General features: G+C 60.3%; 14 protein-coding genes and 1 pseudogene. 6 read left to right on the forward strand and 9 right to left on the reverse strand.

All coding sequences use genetic code 11. The features are described from left to right. The first annotated feature begins 172 nt into the window (after window positions 1–172). Together J4E00_RS18800 and J4E00_RS30050 are read left to right on the forward strand one after the other, a co-directional pair. Window positions 173–1420, forward strand: coding sequence for an aminotransferase class I/II-fold pyridoxal phosphate-dependent enzyme (locus J4E00_RS18800; protein ID WP_208176800.1), 1248 nt, complete (start codon window positions 173–175; stop codon window positions 1418–1420). A 254-nt stretch (window positions 1421–1674) separates the two neighbouring features. Continuing rightward, window positions 1675–1845: pseudogene (locus J4E00_RS30050) on the forward strand (histone H1); the annotation flags it as partial. Window positions 1846–2045: 200 nt separating this feature from the next. On the opposite strand, the gene tyrS reads toward J4E00_RS30050, so the two are convergent. Continuing rightward, a complete protein-coding gene (gene tyrS, locus J4E00_RS18810; protein WP_208176802.1) occupies window positions 2046–3359 on the reverse strand; it encodes a tyrosine--tRNA ligase in 1314 nt (437 codons plus the stop codon). Window positions 3360–3552: 193 nt separating this feature from the next. Between tyrS and holA the strand changes: the two genes are divergently transcribed. Further along, window positions 3553–4611, forward strand: a complete 1059-nt coding sequence (gene holA / locus J4E00_RS18815) for a DNA polymerase III subunit delta (protein WP_208176803.1) — start codon at window positions 3553–3555, stop codon at window positions 4609–4611. A gap of 926 nt (window positions 4612–5537) precedes the next feature. Here the strand turns inward: holA and J4E00_RS18820 are convergent. From J4E00_RS18820 to J4E00_RS18845, 6 genes are all read right to left on the reverse strand, one after another. Further along, a complete protein-coding gene (locus tag J4E00_RS18820) occupies window positions 5538–5867 on the reverse strand; it encodes a hypothetical protein (RefSeq protein WP_208176804.1) in 330 nt (109 codons plus the stop codon). Next, the gene (locus J4E00_RS18825) at window positions 5867–6952 is read right to left on the reverse strand and encodes an ATP-binding protein (protein ID WP_208176805.1); all 1086 of its coding nucleotides are present in this window, start codon (window positions 6950–6952) and stop codon (window positions 5867–5869) included. Before J4E00_RS18825 ends, J4E00_RS18820 begins: the two co-directional genes overlap by 1 nt. Window positions 6953–7019: 67 nt before the next feature. Further along, window positions 7020–10139, reverse strand: coding sequence for a DUF5691 domain-containing protein (locus J4E00_RS18830; protein WP_208176806.1), 3120 nt, complete (start codon window positions 10137–10139; stop codon window positions 7020–7022). A 191-nt stretch (window positions 10140–10330) separates the two neighbouring features. Continuing rightward, entirely contained in the window at window positions 10331–10690 is a 360-nt protein-coding gene (locus tag J4E00_RS18835; RefSeq protein WP_208176807.1) for a hypothetical protein, read from the reverse strand. Window positions 10691–10743: 53 nt separating this feature from the next. Next, a complete protein-coding gene (locus J4E00_RS18840) occupies window positions 10744–12063 on the reverse strand; it encodes a DASH family cryptochrome (RefSeq protein WP_208176808.1) in 1320 nt (439 codons plus the stop codon). Window positions 12064–12136: 73 nt separating this feature from the next. Then, window positions 12137–12682, reverse strand: coding sequence for a hypothetical protein (locus J4E00_RS18845; protein WP_208176809.1), 546 nt, complete (start codon window positions 12680–12682; stop codon window positions 12137–12139). 55 nt (window positions 12683–12737) lie between these two features. Between J4E00_RS18845 and J4E00_RS18850 the strand changes: the two genes are divergently transcribed. The 3 genes from J4E00_RS18850 to J4E00_RS18860 all read left to right on the forward strand — a co-directional run bounded on the left by J4E00_RS18850 (window position 12738) and on the right by J4E00_RS18860 (window position 17840). Next, window positions 12738–13220 carry a hypothetical protein gene (locus J4E00_RS18850; RefSeq protein ID WP_208176810.1) on the forward strand — a complete coding sequence of 161 codons (483 nt, stop codon included), beginning with the start codon at window positions 12738–12740 and terminating at the stop codon, window positions 13218–13220. A 154-nt stretch (window positions 13221–13374) separates the two neighbouring features. Further along, window positions 13375–13959 (forward strand): hypothetical protein, encoded by a 585-nt coding sequence (locus tag J4E00_RS18855; protein WP_208176811.1) that lies wholly within the window; start codon window positions 13375–13377, stop codon window positions 13957–13959. A 188-nt stretch (window positions 13960–14147) separates the two neighbouring features. Beyond that, window positions 14148–17840, forward strand: coding sequence for an AAA domain-containing protein (locus J4E00_RS18860; RefSeq protein WP_208176812.1), 3693 nt, complete (start codon window positions 14148–14150; stop codon window positions 17838–17840). A gap of 85 nt (window positions 17841–17925) precedes the next feature. Here the strand turns inward: J4E00_RS18860 and J4E00_RS18865 are convergent, their stop codons facing one another. Together J4E00_RS18865 and J4E00_RS18870 are read right to left on the reverse strand one after the other, a co-directional pair. Next, window positions 17926–18444 (reverse strand): FKBP-type peptidyl-prolyl cis-trans isomerase, encoded by a 519-nt coding sequence (locus J4E00_RS18865; RefSeq protein ID WP_208176813.1) that lies wholly within the window; start codon window positions 18442–18444, stop codon window positions 17926–17928. 225 nt (window positions 18445–18669) lie between these two features. Further along, window positions 18670–19593, reverse strand: coding sequence for an FKBP-type peptidyl-prolyl cis-trans isomerase (locus J4E00_RS18870; RefSeq protein ID WP_208176814.1), 924 nt, complete (start codon window positions 19591–19593; stop codon window positions 18670–18672). Window positions 19594–19801: the final 208 nt, after the last annotated feature.

A 19801-nucleotide genomic window follows, 5' to 3' on the forward strand; every position in this document is an offset into this window, starting at 1 on the left:
GAAACCACAGCCCGACGCTAAACCAGATGGGCACTACCTGGTTGTTATGCCCAAATTATGTACAACCGCCACGTGGGGGTTACCTTTGTGATTAGGCAGATGTTGGCCAATTCAAAAATGGCTTTTCGTGTCTGTTGACCACCCTTTTCTTCACCCTATTCCCGTTTTTTCAGTGGATATTTTCGACCGGGTTTCGGCCAATCGCGGCCCGCTGGGCTCACACTCGCACTACGCCCATGGCTATTTCGCTTTCCCCAAACTAGAGGGAGAAATTCAGCCCCGCATGATTTTCCGCGGCAAAACCGTGCTGACCTGGAGCCTGAATAATTACCTGGGCCTGGCCAATCACCCCGAAGTGCGCCGCGTTGACGCCGAAGCTGCCGCTGAATACGGCATGGCCTTGCCCATGGGTGCCCGCATGATGAGCGGCAACTCCAACCTGCACGAGCAGCTGGAAAACGAGCTGTCCGAATTCGTGCAGAAGCCCGCGACCTGCCTGCTCAACTTCGGTTACCAGGGCGTCGTGTCCATCATCGACTCAATGGTGAGCCGCCACGACGTAATCGTGTACGACGCCGAGTCGCACGCCTGCATCATCGATGGGGTGCGCCTGCACGCCGGCAAGCGCTTCGTGTACCGCCACAACGACATGGCCAGCCTGGAGAAGCAGCTCACGGCTGCCAAGCGCCTCACCGACGAAACCGGCGGTGGCATCTTCGTCATTACGGAGGGCGTGTTCGGTATGTCGGGCAACCAAGGCGACCTGCGTGGTGTGGTGGCAATGAAAGAAAAATTCAGCTTCCGCCTGTTCGTTGACGACGCCCACGGCTTCGGCACAATGGGCGCTACAGGGGCCGGAACGGGCGAAGAACAGGGTGTGCAGGACGGTATCGACCTTTATTTTTCGACCTTCGCTAAGAGCATGGCCAGCATCGGTGCATTCGTGTCGGGGCCAGAAAGTGTAATTGACTATTTGCGATACAACATGCGCAGCCAGATTTTCGCCAAATCGCTGCCCATGCCCCTTGTGGTAGGCGCATTGAAGCGTTTAGAGCTGTTGCGCACGAAGCCCGAATTGAAAGACAACCTCTGGATCATTGTGCGGGCCATGCAGAGTGGCCTGCGCGAAAAAGGCTTCAATATCGGCACTACTACTTCGCCCGTAACGCCGGTGCTACTGGAAGGAGAAATCGCCGATGCAACCCAGGTTACGCTGGATTTGCGTGAGAATCACGGGGTTTTCTGTTCTATTGTTGTGTATCCGGTGGTTCCTAAGGGGGTGATTATGCTGCGCATTATTCCCACGGCTTCGCACACGCTCGAAGATGTACGGGAAACGATTGCGGCGTTTGAAGCCGTGTCGGATAAGCTCAAAAAGGGCCTTTACAGCCGTACAACGGCCGTTCCGCAACCGGTGTAAAATAGCCATGCTAAAGCAAAACGCGGGTTGCCTTCCCAGGCGACCCGCGTTTTGCTTTTTGGATTATTCTGAGGTGGTGGCCATTGACGCACTTTGCGGAAATGGCCTTTTTTTTGGAAAAATCTGCCTCTGAAAGCAGGGGAGGGGGTTTTTAAAAAAAAGTGAAAAACTTGCTTGCATTTGAAATCCCTGTATATTAGGGCCGGCTTAACACCCCCACAATTTCATTTTTCACCCCCAATTCCCAACTTCCAATGAATAATTTCAGCAAACTGAAAGACCTCGTGATGTCGCTCGAAGACGACTTTTCGAAATTCTACGACAAAAACAACGCCGCTGCTGGTACCCGTGTGCGCAAAGGCATGCAGGAGCTGAAAACGATGGCCCAGGCGTTCCGCACCGAGGTGCAAAACACCAAGAATGCTGGTGCTGCTACGGCTGCTCCTGCTGCCAAAAAAGCTGCTCCCGCTAAGAAAGCCGCTCCGGCTGCCAAAGCTGCTCCGGCAAAGAAAGCCGCTGCTAAGAAGTAATCCGGACCACGGATTCTTCGGATTCTGTGGACGAATAAAAAAGGCCCCGTCGATTGGCGGGGCCTTTTTTGTGTGAGGCATTAGCCGGCGTGGGCTTATACCAATTCGACTAGGAAATAGTCTTTCCTTCCTTTTCTAATCACTACATATTTGTCGTGTAGCAAGGGCAAATCGGTAACCAAGGTGTCGGGCGAAGTGAGCTTGGTGCCGTTGGTGCTGAGGCCGTTGGACTGCACCAGTTTGCGGGTTTCTCCTCGTGAGGGGAGAATCTGCTTGTCGGTGGCTTCACTCAGGAGCACAGTTACGTTCATTTCCGCAGTATCGGCGCGGGGCACGCGCAGGTGCGGCAGGCCAGCAAAAGCATCCAGCAGCATGGATTCGCTCAGGGTGGTGAGGTCACCTCCTTTGCCAAACAGGACTTCTGAGGCGGCGATGGCGGACTCGTAGGCGGCTTCGGAATGCACCCGAATGGTAACATCCTTAGCCAGCGCTTTTTGTAGCGTGCGGAGGTTGGGGTTTTTGGCGTGCTCGGCTTCGATGGCTTCAATTTCTTCCTTGCTGAGCAGGGTGAATACGCGGATGAGGCGGGGGGCGTCGGCGTCTTCAGCGCGCAGGAAGAACTGGTAGAACTGGTAGGGCGAAGTCAGGGCTGGGTCGAGCCAGACGGTGCCAGTTTCGGACTTGCCGTACTTGGTGCCGTCGGCTTTGGTGATGAGCTGGCCGGTGAGGGCGTAGGCTTTGGCTTCGGTGCCCTCGGCGTTGGCTACGCGGCGGATGAGCTCGGTGCCGGTCGTGATGTTGCCCCACTGGTCGCTGGCGCCCATTTGCAGGGTAACGCCCAGGGTTTTGTTGAGGTGCACGAAATCGTAGCCCTGTAGCAATTGGTAGCTGAACTCGGTATAGCTAAGGCCGTCGGCGCCGCTGTCTTCATTGCCACTGATGCGGCGCTTTACCGAATCCTTGGCCATCATGTAGTTTACCGTGAGGTGCTTGCCCACTTCGCGCAGAAATTGCAGGAAGCCGAAGCCTTTGAACCAGTCGTAATTATTCACCACCAGGGCACCGGTAGGGCCTTCCGAGAAGTCCAGAAACTTCTCCAACTGGGCCTGGATGCCGGCCTGGTTGCGGCGCAAGGTGGTTTCGTCGAGCAGGTTGCGCTCGGCCGATTTGCCGCTGGGGTCGCCAATCATGCCGGTGGCGCCGCCTACGAGGGCCACGGGGCGGTGGCCAGCGCGCTGTAGGTGTACCAACAGCATGATAGTAGCCAGGTTGCCGATGTGCAGCGAAGCCGCCGTGGGGTCGAAGCCGATGTAGCCGGTGATGGGAGCATTGGCGGCGAGGTGTTCGGCGGTGCCGGGCATGGCGTCGTGGTACATGCCGCGCCAGGTTAGTTCAGGGATGAAATTCAAGGAGTAAATGAGTAAATGAGTAAATGAGTAAATAAGTAAAATGGCCAACGCTGTAGGCGGGAGCTGCAACCCGAAATAGCGCGGTAGTGCACTTGCCGGCAAAGGTACTAGGCAGCTTTACCTTTGCCTTGAGCGAAGCCGATGCTTGCCATAGCCGCTGCTTTACTCATTATACTCCTTTACGCATCTACACTTGATACAAGAAGCCGACGCCATTCTCAAGCAGCTCCAGCAGCGGCAGTTTCAACCCGTGTATTTTTTGCAGGGCGAGGAGCCGTACTACATCGACGTGGTGGCCGATTTGATTGAGAAAACGGCCCTGGCGGAGCACGAGCGCAGCTTCAACCAAATGGTGGTGTACGGCAAGGACGTGGATGTGACGGCCATTCTGGGCCAGGCCAAGCGGTTTCCGATGATGGCCGAGCGCTCGGTCGTCATCGTAAAAGAGGCCCAGACGGTGGCCGATTTGGAGCAGGAGCGGAGTTGGCCTTTTCTGGAAGCCTACCTGAAAAACCCCTTGCCAAGCACCGTGCTGGTATTTTGCTACAAGCACAAAACGCTGGACAGCCGCAAGAAGCTGGGTAAGCTACTCAGCGGCAAGGACTCGCCGGCGGTGCTTATGACCAGCAAGAAGCTTTACGACAACCAAGTGCCGCAATGGCTCACGGCCAACGTGCGCGGGCGCGGCCAGCAGATTACCGGGCAGGCCACGGCCATGCTGGCCGAGTACATCGGGGCCGACCTAGGGCGGCTGGCCAACGAGGTGGACAAGCTGGTGCTCAACCTGAAGCCGGGGCAGCTCATCGACGAGGAGTTGGTGCAACGGCTGGTGGGAATTAGCAAGGACTACAATATTTTCGAGTTGCAAAAGGCGCTGGTGCAGCGTGACGTGCTCAAGGCCAACCGCATTCTGGCCTACTTCGCGGCCAACCCTAAGGCCAACCCGCTCATCCCCAACCTAACGCTGCTGTTCAATTTTTTCACCAAGCTGCTGGTGCTGCACCAGTCCGGCCCCAACCCGCCCGATGGCGTGTACAAAAGCCTAGGCATTATGAACAGCTTCGCCCAAAAGGACTACCAGCAGGCGATGCGAGCCTATCCGATGGAGCGGGTGGTGGGCATCATCCACGACATCCGGCGAGCCGACGCGCAGAGCAAGGGCATCGAAAGCGGCTCAATGGACGACGCCGAGATTTTGCGGGAACTGGTGTGGCTGATTCTGCACGCGGTGCCGGCCGGCGTGCTGGGGTAAAATAAAATGCCGCGTAAAACAATAGCGCAAGAATTATATCTGCTATTGTTTAAGTCAAGCCAGCGCTAGCTGATTAGTGTAAATAAACTTGAATTGATACGGGTGTTTATCGCGAAATTTTGTGTATTGTTGAAGTCTGATAATAGTTATAACATGCTGTGTCGCAAATTAACTATGTGTCTTTTAAATAAAGCTGTAAAATTATATAAAGCGCAGCTATAGACAGATGCTAAGCTATGATTGGCTTCAAGAAAATTCTCAATTATCAAACTTGTATTTTTGTGAATACTTGCGCTTAATTAAAGTATTTAATATACTTTCTTTAGTGAAATATTCACCAATTTGTACAAGTAATACTTTTGAAGAGGAAGCTGTTCTCTCAATTTATTCTCTAACTGGCAATGGGAATAGATGAGAAAAAACTTTGATTTTTTACTTCCAGTGAAATAATTTCATCCAGTATTACCTTTGTCTTCGATTAAGGATAGGTCGAATATTTTCGGCAGATTTTCGGATTTTCTCTGGAAACTCGCAATTAGCTTTTCATCATAAAAAGAGTCCTCATGTTGCTTGATTGTGCGGATTAAATCAGCGTTAGCTGATTCACTATAAGCCACTTTGCCTTTGCCAAGGTCAGTAAAAAATAGTAGCTGTCCGGATTTTGGCAGTAATCCTGTTAAGTCGAAGGGTAATACATCGGTTAAATTGAGCCGGTAGTTAAAACGCAGGTCTGTTGGGTGTTCTATTCCATTCGGCAAATCTATAATTGGGCCGCCTACTCTAGATTTAACCTAGAGCAATATCTATCTTGGTGCGTTTGATAAAACTGCCCCGCTTCAGTATACATGAAATTTTAACTGAAGCAGGATAATACCTCATGGAATCTGGGACAAGGCGAATAATAGCAAAGTCTGTTTCAAAGTGATTCATGTTAGGCTACTATAGCTGTTTTTTAGACGTGTTTCTATTAGCCTTTTAACTTCTGTATTATTAGCAAGTAGCAAAATGCCGTATAATTCTTCGGCTGGAAGGCTTTCGGCGGCATGAACTAGTGCCCATTCCACTTCATAAGCAGATGTATCCGGCGGAGGACCCAAATTGATGAGAACAAGGGCGTGCGCAGGCTCCAAAGGTTTGGTAAGCTGCTGAAGTAAATGGTCAAACTCCTCGAGTAGAAATGTTGCCATCTCTGACATATCGCTGTCAGGCATTGGCCCTATTTTCTGGAGGCGGGCAACAATAGTGGTGTTATCCACTACTCCACTACTTCCCGGCAGGCGCGGTACAGGTCTTTCCAGCCTTCGCGCTCTTTCACCACAGTTTCGAGATATTCGAGCCACACCACGCGGTCGGGGGCGGGGTCCTTGATGACGGCACCGGTAAGGCCCGCAGCCAAGTCGTGGGCGCGCAGGGTGCCGTCGCCGAAGTAGGCGGCCAGGGCCAGGCCGGCGTTCATTACCGAAATGGCCTCGCCAGTGCTCAGCGTGCCAGTGGGCGACTTCAGCTTGGTCTTGCCGTTGTCGGTGACGCCGGCGCGCAGTTCGCGGAACACCGTAACGAGGCGGCTGATTTGCTCGAGCGCGGGGGCTTCGACGGGCAGCTGCAAGGCTTTGCCTTGCTTGGCCACGCGGGTTTGCACGATGTGGACTTCCTCGGCTAGGGTGGCGGGCAGGGGCAGCACCACGGCGTTGAAGCGGCGGCGCAGGGCGCTGCTGAGCTCGTTCACGCCGCGGTCGCGGTCGTTGGCGGTGGCGATGACGTTGAAGCCCTGCGTGGCCTGGATTTCGGTGCTGAGCTCAGGGATGGGCAGCACTTTTTCGGAGAGCATGGTGAGCAGCGTGTCCTGCACATCGGAGGGAATGCGGGTGAGCTCTTCGATGCGCACAAGCTGGCCGGTTTCCATGCCTTTGTAGAGCGGGCTGGGCACCAGCGCGCCTAGCGAAGGGCCTTCGGCGAGCAGGCGGGCGTAGTTCCAGGAGTAGCGCAGGCTGTCTTCGGCGGTGCCGGCCGTGCCCTGCACCAGCAGGTTGGTGTGCCCGCTGATGGCGGCCGTGAGGTGCTCGCTCACCCAGCTTTTGGCCGTGCCCGGCACGCCCAGCAGCAGCAGGGCGCGGTCGGTGGCCAAGGTGGCCACGGCAATTTCCATTAGCCGCCGCTGGCCGATGTACTTGGGCTCGATTTCGAAGCCATTATCGAGCTTGCCGCCCAGCAGGTACGTCACCACGGCCCAGGGCGAGAGCTGCCAGCCGGGCGGCTTGGGGCGGCTGTCGACGGCTTTGAGGGCGGCGAGCTCTTCGGCGTAGAGGTCTTCGGCGTGAGGACGGAGCAGGGTGGGGGTCATAGTTTTTTGAGGTATGAGGATGGAAAGGTGTGAGGATAGGAGTTGGGGTCGACAGAACGTCGTACCATCACTCGCTCAGTGAGGCCTCTAATTCGGCCTGGAAGCGGAGGATATCAACAAAAGCATGGAGCTGGGGCTGCAGAACGATGTTGGGCTCGACAATGGCTTCGATGCGCTCAATGACCCACGCGATATCGGCCGGGGCGATGGCGGGGGCTACGGTTTGGGGCAGCAGCCAGGCGAGCTGGCGCAGCTCATGGATGGGCTCGGTGGGTGAGGCGGATGGCGCAAGTTTATTGGCCAGAGCTTTCACAACGGCATAGGCCAGGGCCCGCGGCCAGGGCGCAGGCACAAAGCCAATGTCGGCAGTCCAGCCCGGCGCTTGCTGGAGCACGCGCCGCAGCACGGGCTCCAGCAAACAGGCTTGCTGGTCGGCTGGGGTGAGCAGAGCCGCCAGCGCAACCCAATCGATGCCCTGCTCACTATTGGCCTTGGCCAAGGCGGGTCGCTTCTCCATCCAGAGTTCCACAAAGGCAGCGGCAAAGGCGGCATCGTGGTGCAGCAGGGTGCTTTGGGCCCAGGCCGAGAGCAGCGGCAGGGCCCATTCCGAATCCAGGGCGGCGGCCAGTAGTTCAGGCGGCGTCAGGTTGAGGTGGGCGGTCCAGTGGTGGGGCGGCAGCAGGGCCAGCAAGTTGGCCAGGCGGGCGGTGGCGGGGCCTATGGTGGCTTTAGAATTCGTCCCGTACGGCGACAGGAAGCGCGCGTTTTTCTCCTCAATGCCATCGAGCAGCCAGGACTTATCCCACGTATCGGGCAGGGTAATTTCCAGGCTGGCTTTGCCCAGGCCCAATAGCTTGCGCTTGGCTGAGAGGAGCGGTGTGGCCCGCGCCCACAGCCGCTCGGTGAGCGCCGCGCCGGGTAGTTGCACCAGCAGCTCGGTGGCCAGGCGGCGCACCTCCTGCCCCCGGGCCTTGAGCAGGGCCTCCAGCATCGGCTCCACATCGGGGTGCAGGTGCTGCGCCAAAATTTCCAGGAAGGCCTCCTGCGCCTTGGCCGGCTCGGTGGGCAGGGCGGCCAGCAGTAGGGCCCGGGCTTCGTCGGGAGCCTGAGCGAAGCGCTCGGTGAGCCAGGCGCGGCGCTGGACCAGCGTGCCGGTTTCCCAAGTGGCGGTTTCGGGGCTGTCCGGGGTTGGCAGGGAAGCGCCGTCCGTGAGTTTGGCCCATTCGGGGTTCAGGCCGGCCAGCCAGTGGCCCCGGCTGCCCAGCACGGGGGCCAGCGCCGCCCGTGTTTTGGTGGAGTAGCCGGCCTGATGGAGCAGCGGCACCAGCAGCGCCGGTGGCACCAGCCGGTCGCGGGCAGCCAGGCGGGTGAGGTAGTCGGGCAGTAAGTCCAGGTGCAGGCCGTTGACGAGCATCTGGTGCAGGTGGTCGGTGCCTTTCGGGCCAATGACGGGCAGCAGCTCGGGCGGAGCGGGTGTCAGGGGCGGCCCGGCGGCGGCAACGGGCTGGTGGCCGGCTTTGCGCATCAGGGCGAGCGTGCCAGCCGCCAGCAGGAGCTGCTGCTCGGGCGAGGCCGCGGGCGTAGGGAAAGCGGGAATGGTTTCACCGCTCTGACGGGTGCCGAGCAGGGCCACGCGCAGTAGCTGAGCGCCGTTTGCCTCATCCCCCGGCCCCCTTTCCCGCGGAGAGGAGGAGCCGAACGATTCCGGTCCAACGTCGTCCGGCTTCCCTTCTCCGCGGGAGAGGAAGCTGGGAGGTGAGGTCTCGCCCGCACCGTCCGGCGCCCAGCTGGTAAGCGGGCGAAAAGCCCGGCCATCCCATTCGCCAAAAAGCGTGACCGGCTGGCCACCGCTTTCGGCCAGCAGCTGCCAGCCGAAATCTTCATCCGCGAGACGCAGGGGCAGGATACCCGGCTCGGTGGCGTGGTGCAGCTGCCAGCTGCCATCGGGAAGCGGGGCGGGCAGCACCTGGCTGAGGGTGGCCGGCCACTCGCGCAGCCAGGGCTGGCGGGCCAGCGCATCAGCATAGTCATGCAGCAACTGGCTGATGGGTTGGCCTGCTGGCATGGCGTTGGACGGTACCGTGCCGTCAAACTTTATGTGGACCGGGGCCGCCCGTAGGGGTAGCAAGCCAGGGTAAAAAGCCAGCTCGCCGAGGTAGCTGCCCTGCGGGATAAACGGCGAGTTGAAGGGCATCCCGCCAAAGGAAAATTCCAGCACCAGCGCCGTGCGGCCGGTATTGCGCCCGCTCAGCCAGGTGCGGCGAGCGGTAAGGCGGTCTTCTTCCCACACAAACTGGCCCAGCACGCGCCAGGTATCAGCTACGGGTGTGGCGTTGGCAATTAAGTCGTCTTTTTTAAGGTTGACGCCGACCATCTGAAGAACTTCCGGCCGGGCATCGGGGCTGAGGTGAGGCAGGTTCTGGAAGGCGCGAACCAGCAGGTACAGCTCGCCGAGGCGGCCGAGCAGCCGCGGTGGCCAGTCGGGGAGGGAGTGGCGCAGGGTGGCCAGCTCGCGCAAGGTGCTGGCCAGGCCGGGCAACTGGTTATCGACCAGCCGGGCCGCCTGGCCTTCCCAGAACCGGTCCGACTGCTGGTCGAGGGTGGCGAGGCCGGCGCGCATCAGGTCTTCGAGCCAGGCCGCGAGGTCGTCGGCGCCATTGGCCATGCGGGCCAGTCGCTTGGGGTCGACGGTGATGCCGCCGGGCTGTGCCGCCGCAGCCGGCGCCGCGGTGGCCACATCCGTTTCGAAAAGCGTGGCCGCACCGGCTGGTCCTTCAGCCGTTGGCAACTCTGAGGCCGGCGCTTTGGCAGCTTTTGCGGCTGGCGCAACCGCTTTTTCGGCTTTCTTCTCCTGGGTTTGCTGCCGTTTTCCCAGCCACTCATTTAGCCAGACCGGAGGCGTACTTCCCGATAGCAAATCTGGTTGCCGGGCCATGAGCAGGAGCAGGCCCGCCCCATGCTTGCAAGGAAATACCCGGCTCGGGCAGCTGCACTTGAAGGCCGGTTCTGTCAGGTCGATGCCGGTGAGGTAGGGCTTGGAGCCGCTGCCGGCGCACTCGCCCCAGGCGGCGGTATCGGTGCGGCCCAGGTTGGCCCATTTGGTGGGTTTGGCCAGCTCCTGGCCCCGTTTCAGGGTGCCGGAGTCGGTGATGAGGGACTGGGCTTGCGCTTCGGTGAAGGAAATCATGCGGGCAGGGTAGGGCCCAAATGTAGTGGGGAATTTCCAGGTTCAGCGGCCGAAAATGGAACATCATGCTCATCTGGTGTCCGCGCAGCCAAAGCATCTCTCCCGCTTGGTTGAACTGATTACTCACGCGGTAGAGATGCTTCGACAAGCTCAGCAGGAAGGCCTTTTTAAATCGTCTGATTAGAAGCTGCTCAGGCAAAAAAGTCGTCTGGGTCGGCTTGGCTGAGGTACTTCTGCAAGTGCGGCAGGGTGTCGAAATGCGGCAGCACGCAGGCCATAAAATCGGCCACGGCCACCGGGCCGCTGGCGTAGGCCACAAACGTGTGCCCGCCCTCGGCAAACTCCAGCTCCTCCAGCAGCTTGGGCTGCTTTTCCTCAATAATGGTTTCAATGTGCTCCACCCAGGAGTCGGCCGTGCCCCCGAAGCCGTAGTTCTGAAACAGCGCGTAATAGGCTTCCAGACCGCCTACATCGGCAAAAATGAGCAGCTGGTATTCGGGCATGACGGCGGCCGGAGCGGCCGTGACCTGGAAGGGAAAGGTGGCAGACATACGGCGAAGGTACGGTGGCCGGGGAGCGTCGTCCTCGCCGAAGGCAACCCGCACTACCCGGCCCAGGTGCGCACGTAGCGGCCCTGCGGGTCGTAGCGCCGGGCCTGCTGGGCCACGTCGAAGGCGGTGTCGCGCACGTCGGTGCCGGTGCCGGCGATGTACTTCCAGTTGCCCCAGTTCGAGGCGGCGTCGTGGTCGATAAGCTGGTGCTCAAACCAAGCCGCACCCCAGCGCCAGTCCTGGTGCAGGTCGTGGATGAGGTAGCTCGCCACGTTCTGCCGGCCCCGGTTGCTCATGAAGCCGGTGGCATCCAGCTCCCGCATGTTGGCGTCCACGAAGGCGTTGCCGGTGCGGCCGGCGGCCCAGTCTTCAAACACCGCCCGGTCGGGCTGAGTGGGCTTGGGCTGCTGGTCGCGCAGACCGCGCCAGCGAAAGAAATCCGGCCCGGCTTTTTGGGCCAGCAAGCGGAAATAGTCGCGCCACAGCAGCTCCAGCCGCAGCTGCATAGCGCCCTTGCTACGAGCGCCGTGGGTGGCATCGTAGGCATCGATGGCTGTCCAAATCTGCCGGGCCGAGAGGCTGCCATTGGCCAGCCAGGGCGAAAACTTGGTGCTAAAGGCCTCGCCCAGCATTTGGTTGCGGGTATCGTCGTAGCGGCCAATGAGGTGGCGCTCGACGGCGTAGTCATGCAGGCGCGCCAGGCCAGCGGTTTCGCCGCCACCCAACGCGGGCAGCGCCGAGCGGCGGTCGGGCCGAACACGCACCAGCGACGGCTGGCCAAGTTTCGCGGCAATTAAATCAGCAGTGGGCAGGTCCGCCGGAGCAAAGTCCACCGGCAGCGGCGGCAGCTGGCGCGGGGCCAGCCGGGCCGGTCGCACGCTCATCTTCGAAGCCACGTCAAACCGAAACTTGCTGAAGGAAAACGGCAAATTACCGATGGGAATGGGCAAGTCGGCGGGGTGCAGCAGCGTCAGGGTTTCGAAGCGGTGCAGCGGAATGGTGGGGCCGAGGGCAGCCTGCACGGCAGCTTCGGCGGCTTGTTCCTCGGTGGTGTGCTCGGTACTGGTGTACGCGGCCCGGGCCCCCAATTGCCGGGCCAGGGCCGGCAGCTCAGTTTCGGGGCGGCCCACTACGAAGTGAATGCTAGAGCCCAGCGCGGCGTAGCGGCCCTGCAAGTCCGCCAGGGTTTCGAGCAGGAAAGCGAGGCGGTGCGGGCCAGTGCGCGGCAGGCCCAAATAAGCATCAGGGCCAAACGCCACGGGGTCAAAGCAGTACACCGGCACCAGGGCGGTGGTGCCATCAGACACGGCGGTGGCCAGGGCTTCGTTGTCGTGCAGGCGCAGGTCGTTGCGCAGCCAGTAGATTGCAGTCATGCAGACAGGTTAAGCGGGTTTTCATGCTAACAAGTGTCAGCCACTTTCTTCCTGTAAACCGACCCAATGCTGCCTACTTCCGTCGCCGGCGTACCAGCAGCAGGCCCACGCAGGCCAGCGCCAGCCCGGCAATGAGCACGTCGCGCACGAAGTGGCCTTGCTTGGCTTCGGCCACTTCCGCTTCCAGGTTGCGCAGTTTGGTGAGCTGCTGCTTTTCGCGCTCACGCAGGTTTTGAGCTTCACTCTCCAGCTCGGCGAGGCGCTGGGACGTGAGGTTGCGGTCGTCGCGCGAGCTGGTTTCGAGGTGGGTAGTGGTTGCGGCCAGCCGGGCCGAAGTAGTAGTGGCTTTTTGGGTCGTCTCGTTGAGCACGTCCACAATCTGCTGGTCCTTGTCCACAATGCCTTGCAAGGCATCCACCACTTCCTGCAGGTCCTTTTTAGAGGGCTTATTGCCGAACAGGCTATGGCGCTGAGCACTGGCCTCGGCGTAGCGCCGGGTGAGCACGGCCCGCTCGCGCAGCAGGCCGGGCAGGCGGCTGTCGGGCGTCAGGGCCGGCTCCTGGGCGGCTGCCGAAACATGTATTAATAGCGCTGTTGCCGCGAAAAAAAAGCGAAACAATGGGCGACGTGTAGTTCTTTGCAGGCTGAAAGACAAGTGTGAAAACGGCATTGGCATGAATAAAAACCAGATAATGAAGAAAGGTAGCGCCTTATTGCTTGTGGCGCTGAGCGTGTGGAGCTGCGAAACCACCCGGCTGAAAACCCCGCCCACCTACGGCGGTGCAGTTTCCGAAGGCCTGCACGAAAAAGGCGCCAGCGCCGTGCTGCCCTTCCTCATTCAGGAAACCAGCACCGACGCTTCCTATGGCTTTACGGAAACCAACCCCGTGCGAGTTGGCGGCGGCAAGGAAGCTGGCGTCCGCAACCAGCAGCGCTACCTCAACGCCCTGCTCGGTCCCCAGGGTCAGCCCATTGAATACCAGCGCGAAGGCAGCTGCTGCGCCTTCAAAACCGAAGCGGGTGGCATCGGCAACGAAGGCCAGCTCGACGTGTACACCATCACCTGGAAAGGCCGCAAAGAGCCGCTGAAACTCTACCTCAACATGTACGAGGAAGGGGAGCTGGCTGCCCCGTCCGGCCTGACAGCCGCCCGCTAAGGAGGAAATAATAGTGTGTCGTTTGTCATCCTGAGTTTGCGAAAGATGACAAACGGCGCGCTGCCTGGCATCCGCAACACGCAGCCTTCCAGCGCTGAGCTTCGTAAGCAAAGGCTATCCGGCCCGGGCGAAACGGCCCCGCCTGTTCCCGCGCATGAAAAAGCTACTGTCGTTTCTTTCCCTGCTAACGGCCGGCTGCGGCTCGTGCGAGCAAGTCAGCCTCACCCCCGATGAGCGGGCCTGGTTTCCGACGCAGCCGGAAGGCGCCACCATCACCTTTCGCAGCAACCGGGGCAATGCCAATACCATGACCTTGCAAAAGCAGCGCGAGTGGTACGAAAATACCGATTGCAATAAGCTGGAATCGGGCTCGTACCAGCCCATCAACGTGCAGCGGGGCTTGAAGTCGGCCACACAATACGACCCAAAGCTGCCTTATTTCAGCGTTAGCATCAACAAAACCCGGCCCGACCGGCCCGGCCGGCTCGTGTTCAGCATTTCCGGTCTGGAATATCCGCTGCCGTCCGGGCAGAAAATCGGTCCCACCGACGTGCTGGTACAGGAGCCCTGCAAGCTGACTACTGGCAAATCGTACCCGGCCGCCTATGTTTTTCGCGACGGCCAAAATGCCAGGAATTACGGCACCGGCCGCTTGCGGGCCTTTCACTGGGACAAGCAGGACGGCCTGATTCGCTACGAGCTGGCCGACGGCGAAGTGTTTGAGCGGGTGGGGAATTAGGGCGGTTCCGGTCCGACGGCGCTGCCGTCCGCCCGGTTGTTGTAAGAACGTGCTGCCCTGGCTGTCCAAACAGCGCGCGGCTACTTCTCGAATCGGGCCCATAACGGCTGGTCGGATGGTTGCGACTTCGGACGGTGCAAAATCCCTCTATCGGCGGTACTTTTAATCTTGTTCTACCGCTGAAACTTATGCCTGCCCGCTATTTCCCACGCCTCGCGGCCCTCGCCACCGATGCCACGGCCACACCCGCCGACCAGCTCCCGCGTCTGCGCAAGCTGCTCGAAGCCGTGCTGCGCGACGAATACAAGCGCCGGGGCGTGAGCTTCGGCAACCTCAGCCAAGCCATCGGCTTCGTAGCCTACGAGCACGAGCTCACGGGCCGCCTGCGCCACCAGTTGCAAGCCCTGCGCCTGAGCGCCAACCTGGTACTGCACGAAAGCTACCCCGGTACCGTGGCCGAAGTCGCGTCCGGTTTCAGCGCCGTGGTCGAGTTGATTGAGCAGCTGACCGGCGTGCTCTACGACGGCCCCGCACTGCAATTACCGCCCGATGCGGGCCTGGAAGAAAACGAGCAACAGGCTTTCGAAGCGGCGCTGGCTGCTGCGGCTCCGCTGCCGCCCGCTACCCCGCTGGAAGCCTGGCGCGTGCACGTACTGGCCACCAACCTGGCCACCGGCGAGCTGACCGTGGAAATGGACAAGCCTGCCGATGGCCGCCCCGCTGGCCCGTTTGAACTGCTGCTGCCCGAAGCCTACGCCAGTCTGCTGCCCACGGCGGCCGTGCTGCACCCCACACTGCACCTCATCGGCCCGGTATTGCTGTCCGACGGCCGCGTAAAACCGCGCCGCGTGGTGCTGGAGCCCGATTACCTTATCAACGTCACCACCGTGGCCGAGTGTGCCCAGAAGGACGGCACCATCCCCGAATGGGCCCTCATCAGCGCCTTCCTCCCCGATGAAGCCTCGCGCCCCCTGGTGCTCGGAAACCTGGTAAACATGCTGCTGGATGAGGAAGTGAGTCACGCGGCCCGAAATGAAGAACTACGAGCTAGGAGCGATGACTCGAAAATGAAGGAGCGCATGGCCTCCCTGGCAAACCTCCTGGAAGGCAGCCGTCCCAGCCAGGGCTTTGCCAAAAGTGCAGTAGATGCCGCAAGCAATTCGTTTGACTCTCCCTCGCCTTGGGAAAGGGGGGGCGGGGGCGAGGTTTCGTTGAACAGTACTGCCGGCACCACGGACTTCGACCTTGAGCACTTCCTGCACAAGCGCCTGTTCCGCCTCGCGCCGCTTTCCCTCAGTACCCTGCCCGAGTTCCAGACGCGCACCGGGGTGCCCGAGCTGTTCAACGACTTGCGCCGCCACCACCGTACCCTGCGCGACACGCAGCTGCGCGGTTTCGTGGCCGATAGCCGCACGGGCTACCAGCAGCAGCGCCTGCGCGTGGCCGACTGCTTCCTCGAACCCACCTTCCTCTCGGCCACCTACGGCCTGCAGGGCCGCCTCGACCTGCTGCACGAAAGTAATACCGGTTACGACCTTATCGAGCTGAAAAGCTCCAAGTCGGTGCCCGGCGGCCCGCCCTGGACCAACCACACCGCGCAGGCTCAGCTCTATCGTTTGCTGCTCGAATCTGTATTCGGGGCCGACGGGGAAACCGCCGGCCGGGGCCGCACCAGCATCCTATACTCCAACGCCACCGACGGCCAGAGCGCCGTGCGCCGCGTCGACCAAGACCAGGCCCTGATTGACCGCCTGCTCAATGCGCGCAACCAGCTGGTTGGCGTGGAGCTGCAGCTGGCCCGCGCCACTGGCCCCCGCCAGACGCGGCAGCTGCTCGCGCCCGTCATCAAGCCGGATTTAGCGGGCCTGCCCAGCTTCGGCCGCGACAAAGCCCAGCACGTTGCTAACGCCTGGGCCGCCGCCGACCTTGTGGAGCGGGCTTACTGCCTGGAGTTGATTCGCTTTTCGGCCCGCGAAATGCGCCTCACCCTGCTCGGCGACGAAGCCCGGCCCGGCGATGCCGGCGGCCAGGCAGGCCTCTGGCTGCTGCCTCAGGCCCGCAAGCACCAGAATTTCAGTCTGCTCGATGAATTGGAGTTGATTGAAGACCAGAGCAATGCCGACGATGACGCCCGCGATGGCCTCGGTCCGCACCTGGTGTTTCAGCGCCCGGCCGGTGGGCGCGAAGTAAACTTCCGGGCTGGCGATACGCTGATTTTATATCCGCGCCGCAAGATTGGGACACCAGTACTTGCTGCAGCCTCGGAAAGCAGAAACCCAAGCCCCGAAGTATCCAAGACCCTGAGTCCCCTCGATAGCCAAGTGGTGAAGGTGGTGCTGGCCGAAGACCTGAGCACGGATGGCCGCGTGGTGCTGTCTATTCGCAACCGGCGGCTGGCCCCGCGCTACCTGCACGGCCACTCGCACTGGGCCCTAGAGCCCGATACCTACGATACCTTCCGCCGCGAATGGGCCAGCATTTCGGCCTTCCTGAGTCTGGCGCCGGAGCGCCGCCAGCGCCTGCTGGCCCGCACCGGCCCGCGCCAGCCCGAGCCAGAGTTCTGGACGCCGGCCTCGCCGCCCGCTACCACGGCGCCCGATGTGGTGACCCGTGCCCTGGCCGCGCCCGACTGGTTTGTGCTCTGCGGCCCGCCTGGCACCGGCAAGACCCGCGCCGTGCTGCGCGAGCTGGCCGAGCGGCTGTATAAGCAAGACAAGCACACACTGCTGGCCGCCTATACCAACCGGGCCGTGGATGAAATCTGCGAGCAACTGGTGGCGGCCGGACTGCCGTTTATTCGGGTGGGCTCACGCTTGGGCACGGCGCCGCACTACCGGCCGTACCTGCTGGATAACATGCTGCGCGACTGCCCCACACGGCAGGCCGTGCGCGACCGGCTCAAGAACTGCCCGTTCTACGTGGGCACCGTGGCCAGCCTGCTGGGCAAGCCGGAGCTGTTCACCCTCAAGCAGTTCGACCTGGCCGTAGTAGACGAGGCCAGCCAAGTGCTGGAAGCCCCCATGCTGAGCCTGCTTTCCAAAGTCAACAAGTTCATCCTCATCGGCGACCACCGCCAGCTGCCCGCCGTGGTCACGCAGGAACCCGAAGCCAGCGCCATCGCTGAAGAAGTAGCTGAATTGCTGCAGCAGGAACTGGGCCTGAGTAATATGCGCAATTCCTACTTTGAGCGCCTGTTCAAAAAGGCCGAAGCGCACTGGCCCCACGCCCACGGCACCCTCGCCGACCACTACCGCATGCACACCGAGCTGGTGGCGCTGGTCAACGACGACTTTTATAATGGCCTGCTGCGCTGCCCGTTGCCCTGGCAGCACGAGGCGCTGAACCGCGCCGCCTGGCCCGCACCCACCGATGCCCTCACGCAACAGCTGCACGACCGGCGCCTGATTTTCGTGCCCACGCGCCGCCAGCCCGAGGACCTTTCCATGAAAGAATCGGCCCAGGAAGCCGACCTTGCAGCCCGCACGGCCGCCTATGTGCTGCAAGGCTACGGCCCCGCTTTCAACCCCGAAACCACGCTGGGCATCATTGCCAGCTACCGCAACCAAGCGGCGCTTATCCGGGCGCGGCTGGCGGCGCTGGCCGAAGAGCTGGCCCTGCCGGCCCTCACCCAGGTCAGCGTCGATACTGTGGAGCGCTACCAGGGTTCGCAGCGCGATGTCATCGTGGTGAGTTTCTGCTGCCACCACGAGCACCAGCTGGAACTGATGGTGTCGCCCAACGAGGACGGGACCGTAGACCGCAAGCTCAATGTGGCCCTCACGCGGGCTCGGCAGCAGTTGGTGCTATTGGGCAACGAGGAGATTTTGCGCCGGGCTCCGCATCACGCTGCCTTGCTGGCGCGGGTGAGCGCGGCGGAGTAGCAGCGCAAAAAGCTGCGGGTGGGCGCTGCTTGTCAAGCAGCGCCCACCCGCGGCGGTTAGTCGCATGATGTGCCGTGCTACATCCTTACTGTATTTCCGTTACTTCTAATTTGAAGCGGATTACCGAGTTTGCCGGGATGTCCCCCGATGCATTCGGGCCATAACCGAGTGCGGAGGGAATTATCAGCATGCCTTTGTCACCTTTGTGCATGAGCGGCAGACCTTCGTCCCAACCCCGAATTACGTTGCCGCTGCCAACCACGAACGTGAATGGCACATTGCCGTGCTTTGAGGAGGCATCGAAGACCGTGCCGTCCATGAGCTGACCGGTATAAAGCACGGAGGTCCGTTTGCCCTTGGTGGCCCGGACGTTGTTCGGATTCGTGACGATGGGCACGTAGTAGAGGCCCGAGGGCTGCTTTTGCGCAGTGGTGATGGCGCTATCGGCTAGGAATTTCTGGATAATTGCCTCGTCTTCTGCCGAATAATCCTTGAGCACGACTGGGTCTGGGTCTTTTGTGCAGGCCATGGGCAGCACGTTGGCCGAGGTCAGCAGCCCCAGAAGAACAAACCGAAATGCTGCAGCGGAAAAAGGGATTTTCATTCGTCTTTTTTTGATGAAACTAGTGCCAGATTCGTTACTTTTTGCTCCGACATCCTGCAGCGCTGGTTGGTTCCGCTAAGTGAGGACGGTGTTGCAGGCTATCAAGCTGAGCTTTGTCACCCGCCCGCAGCTGCAGCAGGAGCTTATACGACCGAAAAAGGGGAGGTTTTGTGCCTGTCACTGCGCTATCGGCACGAAATGGGGTAGCACAACTCAGCGGCGCAGTTATCTGACATCCACTACTTCTACTTCGAACCGCAATACCGTATTAGGCGCGATTCGGCCAGAAGTTCCCTGCGGCCCGTAGGCCAATGCCGAAGGAAGGAATAGCTCGGCCCGGTCGCCCTTGTGCATTAAGGCGATGCCTTCCTCGAAGCCCGGAATCAGCTGACCACGACCTGCGGTGAAGGTTATCGGGGTGTTGTTGTTCAGGGACGAGGCATCGAACACCGTGCCGGCCGCATCGAGAAAATGGCCGGTGTAGAGCACCGCTACCGTAGCCCCGGGAGTGACCGGAACAGCATTGGGGTTGGTGGCCACGGGCAGAAAATAGAGTCCGGAAGGCTGCTTTTGGGCCGTATTAATGTTTTTGCTGGTCAAATAACTTGTAATCAAGTTGTCATCTACTACTGCAAAGTCCACCACCTCTACCTCAAAGCGCACTACCGAGTTAGCCGGGATAACGCCACCGCCGGTTGATGCCCCATATGCCAGCCCCGAAGGGATTAGCAGCTCGGCTTTGTCGCCAATGTGCATAAGGGCAATGCCTTCCTCGAAGCCCGGAATCAGCTGGCCTGCACCCACGGTAAAGGTTATGGGGACGTTGTTGTGGCGGGACGAGGCATCGAACACTGTGCCGGCTGCGTCCAGCAAATGGGCCGTGTAGAGCACTGATACCATCATACCCGCTGTTACCTGCCGGGCATTCGGATTGGTGGTAACGGGCAGAAAATGGAGCCCGGAAGGCTGTTTCTGAGCTGTGGTAATGTTTTTACTGGTCAGGTACTGCGTAATAATGCCTTGGTCGGCAGCACTGTAGTCCTGCACCTGGGGGTCATCCTTTTTACAGGCCGTGGACAGGAGGCCCGTGGTCCCGAGCAAAATCACAAAAAGTGCCCGAAACAGACTGGTAGGAATAATAGCTTTCATAGGTTTTTTAGTGAAAGTAAACTGTTGCGCCCGTACATGCAGGCACTAGCGCAAAACGGCTCTAGGTGCTTACAAAAGTAACCGCAGCGATGCAGGATGGTCATCCTGTGCTCAGCTTAGCACCACAATCCCTGGTTGCTATCCCATGGCTATTTAGGCTCACTTGTGACGGATACACCACAAGTGAGTCGTCTGGGTTTCGAGGACT

Source organism: Hymenobacter negativus, assembly GCF_017571495.1.
Taxonomy (GTDB): Bacteria; Bacteroidota; Bacteroidia; order Cytophagales; family Hymenobacteraceae; genus Hymenobacter; species Hymenobacter negativus.

What these genes read in the sequence shown, in the direction of transcription:
- J4E00_RS18855 (WP_208176811.1), top strand. Translation starts at nt 13,375, where the DNA reads ATGAAAAAGCTACTGTCGTTTCTTTCCCTGCTAACGGCCGGCTGCGGC.
- J4E00_RS18870 (WP_208176814.1), bottom strand. Translation starts at nt 19,593, where the DNA reads ATGAAAGCTATTATTCCTACCAGTCTGTTTCGGGCACTTTTTGTGATT.
- J4E00_RS18840 (WP_208176808.1), bottom strand. Translation starts at nt 12,063, where the DNA reads ATGACTGCAATCTACTGGCTGCGCAACGACCTGCGCCTGCACGACAAC.
- J4E00_RS18830 (WP_208176806.1), bottom strand. Translation starts at nt 10,139, where the DNA reads ATGATTTCCTTCACCGAAGCGCAAGCCCAGTCCCTCATCACCGACTCC.
- J4E00_RS18835 (WP_208176807.1), bottom strand. Translation starts at nt 10,690, where the DNA reads ATGTCTGCCACCTTTCCCTTCCAGGTCACGGCCGCTCCGGCCGCCGTC.
- J4E00_RS18865 (WP_208176813.1), bottom strand. Translation starts at nt 18,444, where the DNA reads ATGAAAATCCCTTTTTCCGCTGCAGCATTTCGGTTTGTTCTTCTGGGG.
- J4E00_RS18825 (WP_208176805.1), bottom strand. Translation starts at nt 6,952, where the DNA reads ATGACCCCCACCCTGCTCCGTCCTCACGCCGAAGACCTCTACGCCGAA.
- J4E00_RS18850 (WP_208176810.1), top strand. Translation starts at nt 12,738, where the DNA reads ATGAATAAAAACCAGATAATGAAGAAAGGTAGCGCCTTATTGCTTGTG.
- J4E00_RS18860 (WP_208176812.1), top strand. Translation starts at nt 14,148, where the DNA reads ATGCCTGCCCGCTATTTCCCACGCCTCGCGGCCCTCGCCACCGATGCC.